Source organism: Stenotrophomonas sp. Sm10 (assembly GCF_030985515.1).
In the GTDB taxonomy this organism is placed as follows: Bacteria; Pseudomonadota; Gammaproteobacteria; order Xanthomonadales; family Xanthomonadaceae; genus Stenotrophomonas; species Stenotrophomonas hibiscicola.
This window is the reverse complement of the sequence record NZ_JAPTFO010000035.1, coordinates 15,463-31,933: the sequence shown is the minus strand read 5'-3', so window position 1 is coordinate 31,933 and position 16,471 is coordinate 15,463. Positions and strand designations below refer to the sequence as shown.

The following is a 16,471-nucleotide window of genomic DNA, read 5'->3' as shown; positions in this document are numbered from 1 at the left end:
ATGAGCCCGAAATGCTAGCAGACCCAACCCCCTCCCCGCTGGCCCAGCACTGGCGGCAACGCGATCTGCAGGTGCTCTGGCACCCGTGCACGCAGATGCGCGAGCACCCGCATACCCTGCCGCTGGTGCCGATCGCCCGTGGTGAAGGCGCATGGTTGATCGACCACGACGGCAATCGCTACCTGGACGCCGTCAGCAGTTGGTGGACCAACCTGTTCGGCCATGCCGAACCGCGCATCGGTGGTGCCATTGCCGCCCAGGCCAGGCAACTGGAACAGGTGATGCTTGCCGGCTTCGGCCATGAGCCAGCCATCAGCCTGGCCGAACGCCTGCTCGCACTGGCCCCACGCCAGCCTGGCCGCGAACCACTGGCCAAGGTGTTCTACGCCGACAACGGGTCCGCCGGCGTGGAAGTGGCGCTGAAGATGGCCTTCCAGTATTTCCACAACCGAGGGGAACCGCAGCGCACGCGTTTCATCGCATTGGAGAACGGCTACCACGGCGAGACCCTCGGCGCGCTGGCGCTGGGAGACATTCCGCTGTATCGCCGCGTCTATGCGCCGCTGCTGGCCGAAGCGCTGTTCGCGCCCTCGCCGGATGCTTTCCTGGCTGAGCCCGGTCAGAGCCCGGCTGAGCGTGCACGGCAGGCCGCCGATGGCCTTGCCACGCTGTTCGACCAGCACCCGGGCGAGATCTGTGCGGTGATCCTGGAACCGCGCCTGCAGTGCGCCGGCGGCATGCGCATGCATGACCCGGTCTACCTGCAGCGCGTGCGCGAACTATGCGACGCCCATGGCGCGTTCATGATCGCCGACGAGATCGCCACCGGTTTCGGCCGCACCGGCACCCTGTTCGCCTGCGAGCAGGCCGGGGTGATGCCGGACCTGATGTGCCTGTCCAAGGGCCTGACCGGCGGCTTCCTGCCGCTGGCCACCGTGCTGGCCACGCAGGCGCTGTACGACGCGTTCCTCGACGACTCACGCGAGCGCGCCTTCCTGCATTCGCACAGCTATACCGGCAACCCGCTGGCCTGCGCGGCGGCATTGGCCACGCTGGACATCTTCCGCGAAGACGATGTGATCGCCCGCAACCGTGGCATCGCCTCGGTGATGGGCACGCTGGCCGCACCGTTCAGCGACCATCCGCACGTGGCCGACGTGCGCCAGGCCGGCATGGTAGTTGCCTTCGAGCTGTCGCGCGACGGCAACAAGCGCACGCCCTTCGACCCGGCCATGCGGCTGGGCCTGCATGCCTACAAGGCCGCGCTGAAACGTGGCGTGGTACTGCGTCCGCTGGGCGACGTGCTGTACTGGATGCCGCCCTACTGCGTGGACGACGAACAACTGGAGCTGCTGGCACATACCACGCTGGCGGCGATTGACGAGGCGATTGCATGCGCGTGACCCGCTGCCCCATCGACCTGGCGCTGCACAGCGGCCAGACCGTGACCCTGCCGGAAGAGACGGCCAACCATCTGGTGCGGGTGATGCGCCTGCGCGAGGGTGATACCTGCGTGCTGTTCAACGGCGATGGCCACGACTACAGCGCCACGCTGACTGCCGCCGGCAAGCGTGAGGTGCAGGTGCGCATCGATGCGGTGCAGGCGGTGGACAACGAATCGCCGCTGGCGATCATCCTGCTGCAGGGCATTGCCCGAGGCGAAAAGATGGACCTGATCCTGCAGAAGGCCACCGAGCTGGGCGTGGCGGCGATCATTCCGGTGAATGCCGAGCGTACCGAGGTGAAGCTGGATGCGGCTCGGGCGGAGAAGCGCGTGTCGCACTGGAACAATGTGGTGACCTCGGCCTGCGGCCAGTCCGGGCGCGCGAGCATTCCGCAGGTGGGCCCGCCGCTGTCGCTGGCACAGGCCGCGGCGGCACTGCCGGCCGATACGCTGCGGCTGACCCTGGACCCGCTGGGTGCCCATCGCCTGTCGACGCTGGACGCGGCGCCGGCGGGCGGCATCGTGATCGCGATCGGTCCGGAAGGCGGCTGGTCGCCGCGCGACCGTGATCAGTTGGCAGCTGCAGGATTCCAGGGCCTGCAGCTGGGGCCACGCATCCTGCGTACCGAGACCGCCGGGCTGGCCGCGATTGCCGCATTGCAGGCGCGGCTGGGCGATCTGGGGTGAGGCTGATTCGTTGTAGTGCCGGCCAGCGCGTCCAGGGCGGCAGCCGAGCGTAGGCTCGGCTCTACAGGGCCCGCGCCAGATTGCAGTTTCCTTGTAGAGCCGAGCCATGCTCGGCTCGGTGCCGGTCGGCAGCCGGCACTACCAGCCTGGTGGATCAAGCCGCCAGCGAATCCAGGGCGGCTTCCAGTGCGTCCAGGTTCGGCAGCAGCGCGCTCTGCTCACCCAGCAGCACGCGCATGTGCACGATCTGCGGCAGGGTTTCCTCGGAAGCATCGGCCAGCAGGCCATCGCGCGGCACCGAGATCAGCTGCGGGAAATTCTGCGTCAGCAGCGCGTAGTACGGGCGCTGCGCGTTGCCGCTGAGGGCCTTCAGCACCACCACCTTGTTGTGGCCGCCCACGGCCTCCTCGCCCAGGCCGGAAAGGCGCGCGAACGACACCAGCGGCACCTGCCAGCCGTGCCAGCCGATTTCGCCGACCAGCCAGCGCGGGGCATCGGAAACCGGCTGCACCGGCACCCGCGACATCATTTCGGCCACGGTGGCATTGGGCAGCAGCACGCGTTCGTTGCCGGCCTGGATCAGGACGCCTCGGATTTCGTCATTGCTGGCATAGCTCATGGTGCGTCTCCGTTATCGTCTTCCACGCCCCAGCGCGAGGCGATGGCCTGCGCCAGTTCCTGTGGTTCACCGGCCACCATGCCAGCGGCGACCACCGCCGTGGCCGCGGCAGGGTCATAGCAGCCCTCGCCGACCTGCCCGGCCACCCACGCACCGGCGGCGGCCAGATCCAGTGCCGGCCCCACAAGCGCAAGGTCGGCGCCGCTGAGCAGGACCAGCGCGGTGTGCTCAGCCGGCAGCGCGGCAATCGAGATCCCTTGCGCGTCGCTGACGAAATGCAGGCCGTCGCTGGCTGCCTGCACGCCGATGTCATCGGCCAGCACGTGCACTTCACCGGGTGTTGCACGCTGGCCGACTTCGGCCAGCTGCACCGGCAGCGGCGACACGCGCGCCATCTGCTTGACCAGGTTTCCGTAGCGGCCACCGTCCAAGCGCATATGCACCAGCACCGGGACGCTCAGCGATGCAGGCAGCGCGCCCAGCAGGCGACGCAGTGCATCCGGGCCGCCGATGCCGGCCAGCACCAGCAACGATCCGGCGCGTGCGCCCACGGGCGCACCAGCATCCAGATCGACCAGGCTCAGATGGCCGGTATCGAAGGAAGGCAGCGGTGCCTCCGGCGCGGCGTGTTGCGAAGCGGCTGCCGGAACGTCGGCCACGTCATCGACCAGCGACCATGCGGTGTGGTCGAAGGAGGTCGGCGGAATGGGCGGTGCTGCGGGCGCGATCTCCGCCAGCGATGGCGGTTCGGGGGCCTCCAGCGGCTCAGGCACGACCGGCTGCAGCGCCGCCAGCGCCTGTTCCAGCGCAATCGGTTCGTGCAGCTGCGCAGGCGGCGAGTACAGGCTGTCCGCGGGGACCTCGTCGGCCCAGCTCGATGCCTGGTCCAGGTGCGCCTGCAGCGCTTCTTCCTGCGGTGCCGGTGGCGGTGCCGGATGGCCCGGCGCCAGTTGCAGGCTGGGTTCTTCTTCGGCCCCCGGCGGCAACACCTGCTGATGGCCATGCAGCTTCGCGGCCAGATGACGGCCCCAGCGCTGGGCCTCCCAGCCATCACGACGTGCGGCCAGTTCGGCCTCGTCGAAGACCAGGGTCAGGCCCGGTGCGGACAACACCGATTCCAGGCGCTCCAATGCGTCCTCAATGGCGGTCTCCAGCGCAATCACCACGACCTGAGGTCGGGCGTCGTGCAGCAGCTGCGGCTCAAGGCTGTTCGGGTCGTCTTCCAGCACCAGCTGCACATCCGCATGCGACAGTGCCTCGCGCAGGCGCTCGCGCGCCGCGCCGGGACGGGCCAGCAGGGCAACGGCCGGAGCCGCCTGGGTTTCACTCACGGACACGGGCGATCCCCAACAGGTCGTACACGTTACGCATCAGGTCCAGTTCCTGGTACGGCTTGCCCAGATAACGCTGGACACCGATCTCGAAGGCGCGCTGGCGGTGCTTGTCACCGCTGCGCGAAGTGATCATCACGATCGGCACGTCCCTGTAGCGCGGGTCGGCACGCATCGCGGTAGCCAGCTCGTAGCCATCCATGCGCGGCATCTCGATGTCCAGCAGCATCAGGTCCGGTACCCGCTCTTCCAGTCGCTCCAGTGCTTCCACGCCGTCGCGCGCAACGCTGACCTCGAAGTTGTGGCGTTCGAGGATGCGGCCGGTGACCTTGCGCATGGTCAGCGAGTCGTCGACCACCATCACCAGCGGCACCTGGCGCTCCTGGCGCGGCGCATTGGCCAGTACCGGCAGCGTCGGGTTGGCCAGGAAACGGCGCACCAGCGGCGCCACGTCCAGGATCACCACCACGCGGCCGTCGCCGGTGATGGTGGCGCCGTAGATCCCCGGCACCGACGCGATCTGCAGGCCGACCGGCTTGACCACGATTTCGCGGTTGCCCAGCACCTGGTCGATCGCGACGGCGGCGCGCAGATCACCGGCACGGACCAGCAGCAGTGGCACCTGCTCCTGGCCGTCGGCACGCGCCGGGGCCTGGCCGACCAAGCTGCCAAGGTCGTACAGCGGATAGTCTTCGCCGCTGTAGCGGTAGCTGCTGTCGGCAGCCTCGAAGCGCTCGCGCGACAGGCGGCCGATACCACTGACCGAGGCCACCGGCACTGCGAAGGTGGTTTCGCCGATCTGCACGAACACCGCCTGGGTGACCGCCAGCGTCTGCGGCAGGCGCAGGGTGAAGCGCACGCCCTGCCCACGCACTGACTGGATATCGACCGAGCCACCCAGCTGGCGCACTTCGTTGCGCACCACGTCCATGCCCACGCCACGGCCGGCCAGCTGGCTGACCTGGTCGGCGGTGGTGAAGCCTGACGCGAAGATGAGGTTGTCCAGTTCCTGCTCGTTCGGCTGCGCATCGGCGGCCAGCAGGCCGCGGTCGATGGCGCGGCGGCGGATCGCTTCGCGGTCCAGGCCAGCGCCGTCATCGGCCACTTCCAGGACGATTTCCGAGCCTTCGCGGTGCAGGCGGATGGCGATCTCGCCCTCCTCCGGCTTGCCGGCGGCGCGGCGCTGTTCCGGCGCTTCCAGGCCATGGGCCACCGAGTTGCGCAGCATGTGTTCCAGCGGCGCGACCATGCGATCGAGGACGTTGCGGTCCAGTTCGCCGTGGGTGCCTTCCAGAGTCAGGTGGACCTGCTTGCCGGTATCCATGCCGGCCTGGCGGACCACGCGGCGCAGGCGCGGCACCAGGCCATCGAACGGCACCATGCGCGCGCGCATCAGGCCATCCTGCAGCTCGGAGCTGACGCGCGACTGCTGCTGCAGCAGCGAATCGTACTGGCGCGACAGATCGTCCAGCACGCCCTGCAGGCCGCCAAGGTCGGCGGCGGACTCGTTCAGCGCACGGCTGAGCTGCTGCAGGGTGGAGAAGCGATCCAGTTCCAGCGGATCGAACTTCTGGTCGGCCTGGTCCTGCTCGCGCTGGTAGCGGGCGACGATCTGCGCCTCGGTTTCCAGGTCGAGGCGGCGCAGCTGGTCGCGCAGTCGCGCATTGGTGCGCTCCAGTTCGCCCATCGCGCCGCGGAAGGCGCCGAGCTGCTGTTCCAGCCGCGAGCGGTAGATCGCCACTTCACCGGCATGATTGACCAGGCGGTCGAGCAGGTCGGCGCGCACGCGCACCTGTTCCTGCTGCGGACGTGCCAGGGGGTCTTCATCGACCGTACCCTCGGCCGGCAGCGGTGCCGACAGCGGCGCGTCGACAATCGGCGTCAGCGTGGCCGCAGCCTGCGCCGCCACGGTCTCGGCCTCGCTGGCTGCACGCGCGGCCGTGGCGGCTGCAGCAATATCGGTGGTGGTGCGAACCTCGAAGGCCTCCACCAGATCCAGCGCCGGCTCCACCACGCGGTGGGTGCCGGTACGGGTGAGCAGCTGGTGCAGGCGGTCAAAGCCGCGTTCCAGCAGCTGCACGTCGCGGCGCTCGATTTCGGTACGGCCAGCGGCCACCGCTTCCAGCAGCGATTCGATGCTGTGGCCGAGGTCGCCGATGGCATTGATACCGGCCATGCGAGCGCCCCCTTTGAGGGTGTGCAGGTCACGCTGCAGGCCGGCCAGCACCTCGCGATCCTGCGGTGCATCACGCAGCTCGCTGATCAGGCCATCACAGTGGTCGAGCAGGTCCCTGCCTTCCTCGACAAAGATGTCGACCAGCTCGCGGTCGTACACGCTGAAGTCAAGCGCATCGGCATCGGCACCGTCTTCGGCATCCGCCGCAACAGGCGCCTGCTCAACATCCGGCGCAGGGGGCTCGATGTCGGCCGCTGCGATCTCCGTGCCGTCACCGGTGTTGATCGTGCCCTGGCCCGGCGCCTCTTCCATTTCGAAGAACCGCACCGGAGCACCACTGCCAACGCGTGCCTCTGCGCTGAACGCCTCAATCACCGTCGCCGGGGACGGCTGATCGGCGCTCTCTCCTTCACCGACCGCCGCCTCCCCGCCGACGTCCGCATCCTCGGCAAAGGCATCTGCCTCGCCCGGCGCGAGTTCGCTGGCCTGGAGGCCGATCACGGGCCATTGCCCGTCGTCGTCCAGGGTCCGCTCTTGCTCGATCACGTGCAGGCCGGCCTCGAGCGCGGCTGCCAGCGTGACCGGCTCTGCGAAACCCGGCACAGCCATTTCATCCTGCAGGCTCGACAGCTCGCTGTCGAGTGGCAATGCAGCAGCGTCGTCAATGACGCTGTCATCGCCGCTGCCCGAATCAAAGGACAAGGACGTATTCAGGTCGATCGCGTCAACTTCCGCAGACACCGGCAGCTCTTCCGCGTCGCGGTCGTCGACCGGCAGCGCACTGGCGTCGAGGTACGGCGACAGATCGTCGGCCATGGTCAGATCAGCGTCGTCGACGGTCTCGATCGTGGGCGCGGCAGCTGCGTCGGCCCCTTCGACAACAGGCGCACTCTCCACCGGCTGGATCGATTCAATCGCGCCGGTGTACGCCACTGCGGGTTCATCTTCTCCCTGCACCGACGGCCAGCCGGCATCGAAGTAACGCGAAAGATCGTCGCTGGCGGTCAACTCGCCGACTTCCAGGCCACTGTCGGCGGCGACGTCCGGCGTCCTGAGGTCGGGCGCAGATGGAACCGGTTCCAGCGCATCTTCGGCAAGCGGCTGCGGTTCGGCAATGAGATCGGGAGCCGCATCGGAAGCAACGCGCATGCTGGTTTCGCCCAGCGCGTCCAGGCCGGCCAGCGGCGCTTCGGCTTCGGATGCCTGCTCGACATCTGGCGCCGGTTCGGTGCCCTCTTCATCCTCGTCTTCCGACGCGAACAGCGGCCAGCGCGCTTCCGGCAGCTTGCCAGCCAATGCCTGCAGCCGCTGCACCAGCGCATCCTGCGGCGCAATGCGCGGGTGTTCGGCCTGCAGCGCCTCCATGGTCGCGGTGATCGCCTGCGCAGCTGCGTCCAGCGCGGCGACACCCTCGTCGCCAGGTACCACATCGGCGGCCAGAGCCCGCTTGATGTAGGACTCGGCGCCGCCGGTAACGGCGGTGATTTCCGGCACTTCGGTCATCGCGAAGGCGCCGTTCATGGTGTGAACCGCACGCAGCAGTGCGTCGCTGACCGGCTGCGGTGCCTGCTGTGCCGAGCGCAGCCACTCCTGCAGGGTCGCCTGGTGGACTTCGACCTCGGCCTCGAGGATCTCGCGCAGCACGCTGTCGATGTTGGCCGGGGTCCCGGCGTCTTCGGCCACCGCCGAGGCATCGGCCTGCGCCGACGCAGCGGCCTCGGCGTCCAGCAGGCGGCTGATTTCGTCTTCGCCTTCGGACTCGGCCAGTGTCGCTGCCGGTGCGGCCGCAGCCGGCAACGGCACGTAGAAGGTCTCCTCGCCGGCGCCGACCCGATCGGCGATGGCCTGCATTGCCTGCAGGTCCACGCTGATGCGCTGGCCATGGCGCAGCGCGGCATTCAACTGCGGCAGTGCGGCGTGCGCATTGTCGACCATTGCCAGCACGGCCGGCGTGGCCGGCCGGCTGCCATCGAGCACGCGGTTGAGCATGCCCTCGATCTTCCAGGCGAACTCCCCCAGGGTGCGCGCGCCGACCAGTCGGCCACTGCCCTTGAGGGTGTGGAAGATGCGGCGGATCGGCCGCAGCCGGTCCATGTTGTCCAGCTGCGTGCGCCATGCCGGCAGCAGCGTGCCAAGGTTGGCCAGTTCGTCGTCGAACTCTTCCAGGAACACCTCGCGGATGTCCTCGTCGATGTTCTCGGCATCGTCGTCGAAGCCGGCCTCGAAGCCGGCCTCGGTCCCAGCCACGACCGGGATGTCCGCAGCGGGCGGAGCCGCCATGGCCTGCGGATTGAAGTCGGCCGCCGCGGCGCTCAGCTCGGCAAAGAACTGTGCGTCGGCTTCGCTGAAATCGATCGGTGCGATGGTGTCGATATCAATCACCGACACCGCCGGTGCCGGTGCATCGGAGGCCGGCGTCAGCACCTCGGCCATCGGCGCGGCCGCGTGCTCCGGCACATCCGCCGCAACGGCGTCGACTTCGGCAACCACGGGGCTTTCGTCCAACGGCTGGGGCGTGGCGTCATCGACGGTCTCCAGCGACGGATGCAGTCCGGCGTCGTCGTCCAGCGAAAGCGTCTCCATGGCGTGCAGCGACAGCACGTCGTCGGCGTTATCCAGCGCATCGGCGTCGAAACGGAACACCACGTCGTCACGGGCAGCAACCACATCGTGCTCGGCAGCCACCGGGTCGAACACCGGCGCTGCAAAGCCAGTGGTGTCAAAGGGTACCGACGCGTCGACGTCGTGCTCGACATCCGCCACTGCCACATCAGCCGATACCGGTGGTGTCGCCTCCGACAGCGTCCATTGCGGCACCGATTCCATTCCGGTTTCGGCGCGTTCGAAGCTGACCGGATCGAAACTGGCGAAGGTCGGGCTGCGTTCGTCTTCGGCACTCGCGGCCGGATCGGCGTCCGGATGGAACGGCGCGAGATCCCACTGCGGCACCTCGGGCGCAGGCGCGCTGGAGGCGGCGAAGACCAGCGCCGCCTCGCGGTCGTCATGCAGCGACAGCGGTGTGGATGCAAGGTTCCCCAGCGCACCGAACATCAGGCGGTTGTCCAGCACCTCCGGTGCAGGCGTGGCCGGTGGTGGATCAAAGGTGAAGTCCGGCAAGGGCACCGGCACAGTGCCGGCGGCGGGCGCGGCTGGCTGAACCGGAATCTCGATGCGCTCCGGCTGCAAAGGCTCGGCCTGCAGCGCGACCGGCTCCCGGTCCACCAGCAGCGATGCGAACGGAACCGGCGCGGCGGCAACCGGTTCCACCGCGTTGCGGTCCGGCAACGGCCAATAGCGCAGCGCTTCAAGGCTGCTGCGGGTGATGTCGAGGATGTCCTCGCGGCCCGGACGGCGGTCGCGCAGGGCTTCCAGGTAGTACTCCAGGCTGGCCATGGCATCGGCCAGGGTGTCCAGCTGGCGGCCACTGGGCACGCGCTGGCGACCGATCAGCTCGGCCTCGATGTACTGCTGTACGCCACGCAGGTAGTCTGCGGCGGTGCCCAGATCGAGCATGCGCAGCGCACCGGATACATCACCCAGCAGGCGCGGCACATCCTGCAGCTCGGCATGGTTCCAGCTGGTTTCGATGAACGCGACGAAATGCTCGCGGGCGGCGGCGAAGTTGGCGATGGCTTCATGCGCCAGCACCTCCACCGTGCGGCGGTTCTCAACCGCGCTCGGATCGTCCTCGCCACTGCCGCCAGCGCCCAGATGGGCGACCTGGTCGTCCAGCGAGGCGTCCACGTAGAGCAGTGCCCCGGCGATATCCAGCAGCAGGTTCTCATTGATCTGCTGGCGCCCTTCCACCACCCCACGCAGTGCGTCACGCTGCTGCACGACCACGCTGCGGGCCACGCCCAGGCCCATCATGCCCAGCGTATCGGCCACCGCCCCGAGCTCGTTGGCCTGGGTCTGCAGCTGTTCCGGAGCACCGCCGGTGCGCAGGTGCAGGTCCAGCGCATCCTTGATGCGCAGCAGTTCTTCCTTCACCGCACTGCCGACCGTGTCCAGCAACTCGCGGTTGCGCCCGCTCAGGCTGCCGCGGGCATGGTCCAGCTCGGCCTCGGTGGCGGTGACGCTGTCCGGTGCGAATGCCAGCAGCACGCTGTCATGCACGCCTTCTTCGCCACGCGCGGCACGGATCTCGTTGAGCAGCGGCATCAGCACGATCGGGATGTCGCGGTGGCCGTTCTGCAGGCGCTCCAGGTAGTCGGGCAGCAGCACGCTGCCACGCATCAGGGTCGCGCAGGCTTCATCACGGTCGGCCACGCCGTCGGCCCCGATGGCATTGGCCAGTTGTTCCAGTTCCTCGGCCACCATCGCCGGTGCATACAGCTCGACCATGCGCAGGGTGCCCTGCACCTGGTGCAGGTAGCCGGCGCAGATGCGCATGCGGCTGGCATCGCTCGGGTCTTCGGCGTAGTACTCGACCTCGTTGCGCACCTGGCGCAGGGTCTCGTCCAGCTCGGGCTTGACCCAGCCCAGCGCTGCGTGGCTCATCGCATCGCGCAGACTGCTCATGGACGCGCTCCGTTCGCCGCCGCGCGGTGGCCGCGCGAGTTCTGGCGTGGGAAATGGAAATGCTTCATCGACTGGTTCCTTGCTCGCCGCCCTGCCCGCGTCACGCCGGCAGCTTGAAGTCGGCGACCGAACGGCGCAGGTCCGCCGCCAGCTGCGCGAGATGGCCGATCGATTCGGCGGTCTGCCCCGCACCCTGCGAGGTCTGGCCGGTGATCTGCCGGATCACGCCCATGGTGCGGGTGATGTCCGAGGCCGCAGCCGACTGCTGCTGGGCGGCGATGGAGATGTTCTTGATGAGGGTGTTCAGTGCATTGGACACGCGCTCGATCTCGGTCAGCGCGGTGCCGGCATCCTCGGCCAGGCGTGCACCGGACACCACTTCGGCGGTGGTCTGTTCCATCGAGGTGACCGCTTCGTTGGTGTCGGCCTGAATCGCCTGCACCAGGTTCTCGATGCGTCGGGTCGCACCCGAGGTGCGTTCTGCCAGGCGCTGCACTTCGTCGGCCACGACCGCGAAACCGCGGCCCGCTTCACCGGCCGACGCCGCCTGCACCGCTGCATTCAACGCCAGGATGTTGGTCTGCTCGGAAATGTCATTGATCAGTTCCACGATCGAGCCGATTTCCTGCGACGACTCACCCAGGCGCTTGATGCGCTTGGAGGTTTCCTGGATCTGGTCACGGATCTGGTCCATGCCCTGGATGGTCTCGCGCACCACGCCGGCACCTTCGGCGGCAATCACCACCGAGCGCTGTGCCACGTCGGCCGACTCGGCCGAGTTGCGCGACACCTGTTCGATGCTTGCCGCGATTTCGCCGATGCGGTCCGACGCCGAGGTGATCTGGTTGGCCTGGTGGCCGGCCGCCTCTGCCAGCTGCATGGCGGTGGCCTGGGTCTCCTGGGTGGACAGCGCGACCTTGGCCGAGGTGTCATTGATGGTGGTCACCAGGTGGCGCAGCTCGTCGACGGCGTAGTTGATCGCGTCGGCGATGGCACCGGTCATGTCCTCGGTCACCGAGGCCTTCACCGTCAGGTCGCCCTCACCCAGCGATGAGATTTCGTCCAGCAGCCGCATGATCGCCTGCTGGTTGCGGCTGTTGAATTCCACCTGGGTCTGGTAGCGCAGTTCCTGCTCGCGCGAGCGGCTGCGCACGTTGGTGGAAACGAAGCCGATGATCGCGATCAGCGACAGCGCACCGGAGACCACACCGATCCAGAAGTTCGGGAACAGGCGCGTGTCAGACACCGAGCCGAACGAGGAGAACGCGTCGAACAGCTTGCGGCTGTCATCCAGCATGTGGGCCGAACCCTGGCCCAGCGCGGTGGCGGCGGACTGCGCCGCGAACAGCTGGCGCGAGCTGGCCAGGATCGCGTCAGCGTCCTGCTTCATCGCTTCCCACTTCTGCTGCGACTGTTCCAGCGCGGCCACGGCAGCGGCACCGCGCACGGCGGTGATGCCCAGTTCCTCGTTGCCATTGCGCAGGCCGTCGAGCACCTGCGAGAACACGGTGATGTCACGCGCCAGCGCATCGCCGGCCGTAGCAGCGCCGCTGCCACCGGCGCGCATTTCGGTTACGCGGCGGGCCATGGAGCCGGCCACCACGACCTGCTGCAGTGCGCTGTACACCTGCGACGAGGGCGCGCCGGCAGCGGACATCGCACGCACCAGCTCGTTCAGCTGGGCCTGCAGCCCCGGCACGGCGCCGGTGAAGTTGTTGGCGTTGCCGGCCAGGGCCAGCACCGCCGGTTCACTGGCCACCAGCTGCCCGGCCTGCTTGCCCAGCGGCGCCCAGGTCTCGCCCAGCGTGGCGATCGCACCGGACACGCCCGGCTCCTTGCCATAGCGGCCCTGCAGGGTCGACACATTCTGTTCGATCGCGTTGCGGGTGGCCTTGAAGGCAGTGAACGCCTGCGCGTTGCCGCCCACCGCGTCACGGCCCTGGTTGGCCAACTGCTGCGACAGCACCTGCAGGTCGGCCGCCTTGGAACCGGCATCGGCCAGGCGACTGCCCTGCCAGGTAGCGACGCCGGTGTTGACGCCGAACAGGATCATCGATGCCAGCAGCAGGAACAGCCAGAGGTTGCTGCCGCCCAGCCGCAGCTTGCCGGTCTTGGTGGCGTCCGAAGCAGTACTCATCGTTCAACCTCGATCTTCAATGCAGGGGGCGATGCCCGGCCTCAGGCCGCGGCTTGCCGGAATTCAGGGGTGCGCGACAGCAGCGAAAGCGAGAATACGCCCCAGTCGTGGCCGTCGGCATGGAAGGCGCGATCGACGAAATGGCCGTAGCGCCCTTCGGCCAGCATGCCGGCCTCGATCTGCTGGTCCAGTTCGAAGCTGCGCTGGCCGAACAGTTCATCGATGGTCAGTGCGACGTCGCCACCGGCCTGGCGCATGATCAGCACGCGCTGGCCTTCCTGCTGCACGGTACGCACGCCTTCCAGGAAGTACTTCAGGTCGACCACCGGGAACAGGTTGCCGCGCAGATTGCCCACGCCGAGCAGCCAGGGCTGCGCGCATGGCACCGGGGTCACCGGCGGCATCGGCACGATCTCCACCACTTCGCGGAAATCGGACACCAGCCGGCGCTGGCCGACGCGGTAGCCCACGCCACGCCAGAGGTCCTGGGCGAACTGCCGTTCGGGCAGCTGCACCGCGTGGGCCAGGCTGCGGCGTTCATAGGCTTCGAGGATGTCGAAAGGCGAGCGCATCAGGCCACCAGTTCGTTGATCCGCGCGATCAGTTCATCCTCGCGCGGCGGCTTGACGATGTAATCGGCCGCGCCCTGGCGCAGGCCCCAGGCCTTGTCGGTTTCCATCGCCTTGGTGCTGACGATGATCACCGGGATGTGCTTGATCGCTGCGTCACGGGCCATCGCGCGGGTGGCCTGGAAGCCGCTCATGCCGGGCAAGACCACGTCCATCAGCACCAGTTGCGGCACCTGGTCGCGGACCAGCTGCAGTCCATCCTCGGCGTTGTCCGCTTCCAGCACCTCGTGGCCGGCACGGCGCAGCCACTGGGTGAACACCGCGCGGTCGGTCGGTGAATCCTCGATCAGAACGATACGAGCCATTGTGCCTTTCCCCCCTGGTCAGGCGTTGACGTATGTGCGGATGGCACCCAGCAGTTCTTCACGCGTGAATGGCTTGGTCAGGTATTGCTCCGAGCCGACGATGCGTCCCCGCGCCTTGTCGAACAGGCCATCCTTGGACGAGAGCATGATGACCGGGGTCGCCTTGAACAGCTGGTTGCCCTTGATCAGCGCACAGGTCTGGTACCCGTCCAGGCGCGGCATCATGATGTCGACGAAGATGATCTGCGGTTGCTGGTCTGCGATCTTCGCAAGCGCTTCAAAGCCGTCGGTGGCGGTGACCACCTCGCAGCCTTCCCGCTTGAGCAGTGTTTCCGCAGTCCTGCGGATGGTCTTCGAATCATCGATGACCATCACCCGGAGTCCTGCGAGTTCCCCGCCCGCAGTCGTGTTTTCAGTCATTGCCTATCCCCAAGCGCACGGCCCGATCTCTGGCGGGGGCCGCTACGAAAGCGTATCTATATCGCACTTTCCGCGCCCGCTTCAAGGCCGCCCCATGGCGCGGGGCATGGCAGCCTCCTGAACGTGACGGGTTTCGCAATGAGTGCGCGAGCGCCGGGCGGACGCTGCGTTGCAGTATGGCAGGGAGGCGCGCGACCGGCGTTGCCGCTACCATCAACGCCTTGCCTGACAGGTGCGCCCATGCCGTTGAACGTCATCGTGGTGATGGACCCCATCGCCCACATCAAGATCGCCAAGGACACCACCTTCGCCATGCTGCTGGAAGCCCAGCGCCGCGGCCATGCCCTGCACTATGTGCGCCCGGGCGGCCTGGCCCTGGAGGGTGGCGTGGCAGTGGCCCAGACCGCGCCGCTGCAGGTGCGCGACGACCCGGCTGGCTGGTATGAGCTGGGCGCATTCAGCCGTAACGAATTCGGCCCCGGCCAGATCGTGCTGATGCGCAAGGATCCGCCGGTCGACGCCGAGTACATCTACGACACCCAGGTGCTGGACGTGGCTGCGGCCGCCGGTGCCTGCGTGGTCAACAATCCGCAGGGGCTGCGCGACTACAACGAGAAGCTGGCCGCGCTGCTGTTCCCGCAGTGCTGCCCGCCGACCCTGGTCAGCCGCGACGCCAAGGCCTTGAAGGCCTTCGCGCTGGAGCATGGCCAGGCCGTGCTGAAGCCGCTGGACGGCATGGGCGGCCGCTCGATCTTCCGCAGCGGCCAGGGCGATCCGAACCTGAACGTGATCCTGGAAACCCTGACCGACGGCGGCCGCAAACTGGCACTGGCCCAGAAGTTCATTCCCGACATCACGGCCGGCGACAAGCGCATCCTGCTGGTCGATGGCGAACCGGTCGACTACTGCCTGGCGCGCATCCCGCAGGGCGACGAGTTCCGGGGCAACCTGGCTGCCGGTGGCCGCGGCGAAGGCCGTCCGCTGAGCGAGCGCGACCGCTGGATCGCGGCCCAGGTCGGCCCGGAGATGAAGCGTCGCGGCATGCGCTTCGTCGGCCTGGACGTGATCGGCGATTACCTGACCGAGGTCAACGTGACCAGCCCGACCTGTGTACGCGAACTGGACGCACAGTTCGGCCTGAACATCGCCGGCACCCTGTTCGACGCGCTTGAGGCCGGCCTGCGCTGATGGCAACCGCACCTGCCGTCCTGCCCCCGCCACCACGCGAAGCGCAACGGCTGGGGGCGACCATCGCGCTGTCGGTGCTGGTTCACGCGCTGCTGATCCTGGGCGTGGGCTTCGCCGTGAAAGGCGATGCACCGCTGGTGCCCACGCTGGAAGTGATCTTCAGCCAGACCCGCACCGCGCTGACGCCGAAGCAGGCCGATTTTCTTGCCGCAGCCAACCAGGATGGCGGTGGCGAACACGACCGCGCACAGCGTCCGCGCGACAACCAGGCCGGCATCGTGCCGCAGGCGCAGCCCGGTTTGAGCCCGGTCCCACAGCAGCAGCAATCGGCCGCGCCGGTCCCGCCGCCACAGGCACGGGTGGTCAGCAGCCGCAATGGCGAAGAGGCGGTCGCGCAGGCCCAGTCCCGCCCCACGCCGGATCAGCCCGAACCGGACGCCCCGCTGAGTGCGCGCGAACAGCGCGATGTGGAAATGGCCCGACTGGCCGCAGAAGTGCATCTGCGCTCGGCGCAGTACGCCAAGCGCCCGAACCGCAAGTTCGTGTCGGCCAGCACGCGCGAGTATGCCTATGCCAATTACCTGCGGGCCTGGGTTGACCGCGCCGAGCGCGTGGGCAACCTGAATTACCCGGACGAGGCCCGGCAGCGCCGGCTGGGCGGCCAGGTGGTGATCAGCGTGGGCGTGCGCCGCGATGGCAGCGTGGAGAGCAGCCGGATCCTGCGGTCGAGCGGAACGCCACTGCTGGATGAGGCGGCACTGCGGGTGGTGAAGCTGGCGCAGCCGTTCCCGCCGTTGCCGAAGACCGAGGATGAGATCGACATCCTGCAGGTCACCCGCACGTGGGTGTTCCTGCCCGGCGGCGAACTGCGCGACGACCGGTAGGGTTTTGTTGCCCGGGCCTGCGGCCCGGGACCCGCTGAAAGGCTAGAGCAACGGCAACAGCAACAGCGGCGGTTGGTGTACTGAAGCGTGGCGAGGCGGTGTCGGGCGGCGGGGACGCCGCAAGTACGTC

Annotated in this window: 11 protein-coding genes; 4 read left to right on the top strand and 7 right to left on the bottom strand. The window is 68.1% G+C overall.

From position 1 onward, the window contains the following. Window positions 1-11: 11 nt before the first annotated feature. Together bioA and O0J15_RS11675 are read left to right on the top strand one after the other, a co-directional pair. Complete coding sequence (gene bioA / locus O0J15_RS11680; protein WP_308305691.1) at window positions 12-1,403, top strand: adenosylmethionine--8-amino-7-oxononanoate transaminase; 1,392 nt, start codon at window positions 12-14, stop codon at window positions 1,401-1,403. Further along, entirely contained in the window at window positions 1,394-2,131 is a 738-nt protein-coding gene (locus tag O0J15_RS11675; protein WP_308305690.1) for a 16S rRNA (uracil(1498)-N(3))-methyltransferase, read from the top strand. The genes bioA and O0J15_RS11675 overlap by 10 nt, the downstream gene beginning before the upstream one ends. Before the next feature lie 154 nt (window positions 2,132-2,285). Here the strand turns inward: O0J15_RS11675 and O0J15_RS11670 are convergent, their stop codons facing one another. The 7 genes from O0J15_RS11670 to pilG form a co-directional block, all read right to left on the bottom strand. After that, the gene (locus O0J15_RS11670; protein ID WP_005410712.1) at window positions 2,286-2,750 is read right to left on the bottom strand and encodes a chemotaxis protein CheW; all 465 of its coding nucleotides are present in this window, start codon (window positions 2,748-2,750) and stop codon (window positions 2,286-2,288) included. Beyond that, window positions 2,747-4,087 (bottom strand): chemotaxis protein CheB, encoded by a 1,341-nt coding sequence (locus tag O0J15_RS11665; RefSeq protein WP_164145263.1) that lies wholly within the window; start codon window positions 4,085-4,087, stop codon window positions 2,747-2,749. The genes O0J15_RS11670 and O0J15_RS11665 overlap by 4 nt, the downstream gene beginning before the upstream one ends. Then, the gene (locus tag O0J15_RS11660) at window positions 4,074-10,778 is read right to left on the bottom strand and encodes an Hpt domain-containing protein (RefSeq protein WP_308305689.1); all 6,705 of its coding nucleotides are present in this window, start codon (window positions 10,776-10,778) and stop codon (window positions 4,074-4,076) included. Before O0J15_RS11660 ends, O0J15_RS11665 begins: the two co-directional genes overlap by 14 nt. A gap of 100 nt (window positions 10,779-10,878) precedes the next feature. After that, a complete protein-coding gene (locus tag O0J15_RS11655; protein ID WP_019660096.1) occupies window positions 10,879-12,915 on the bottom strand; it encodes a methyl-accepting chemotaxis protein in 2,037 nt (678 codons plus the stop codon). A gap of 41 nt (window positions 12,916-12,956) precedes the next feature. Then, a complete protein-coding gene (locus O0J15_RS11650) occupies window positions 12,957-13,487 on the bottom strand; it encodes a chemotaxis protein CheW (RefSeq protein ID WP_019660097.1) in 531 nt (176 codons plus the stop codon). Continuing rightward, a complete protein-coding gene (locus O0J15_RS11645) occupies window positions 13,487-13,849 on the bottom strand; it encodes a PleD family two-component system response regulator (RefSeq protein ID WP_005410717.1) in 363 nt (120 codons plus the stop codon). The genes O0J15_RS11650 and O0J15_RS11645 overlap by 1 nt, the downstream gene beginning before the upstream one ends. Before the next feature lie 18 nt (window positions 13,850-13,867). Continuing rightward, window positions 13,868-14,269, bottom strand: a complete 402-nt coding sequence (gene pilG / locus O0J15_RS11640; protein WP_005418455.1) for a twitching motility response regulator PilG — start codon at window positions 14,267-14,269, stop codon at window positions 13,868-13,870. 240 nt (window positions 14,270-14,509) lie between these two features. Between pilG and gshB the strand changes: the two genes are divergently transcribed. Both gshB and O0J15_RS11630 read left to right on the top strand, forming a co-directional pair. Then, window positions 14,510-15,457: a glutathione synthase gene (gene gshB, locus O0J15_RS11635; protein ID WP_308305688.1), complete on the top strand. Its 948-nt coding sequence runs from the start codon at window positions 14,510-14,512 to the stop codon at window positions 15,455-15,457. After that, complete coding sequence (locus tag O0J15_RS11630; protein ID WP_021203311.1) at window positions 15,457-16,341, top strand: energy transducer TonB; 885 nt, start codon at window positions 15,457-15,459, stop codon at window positions 16,339-16,341. Before gshB ends, O0J15_RS11630 begins: the two co-directional genes overlap by 1 nt. The last annotated feature ends 130 nt before the right edge of the window (window positions 16,342-16,471 follow it).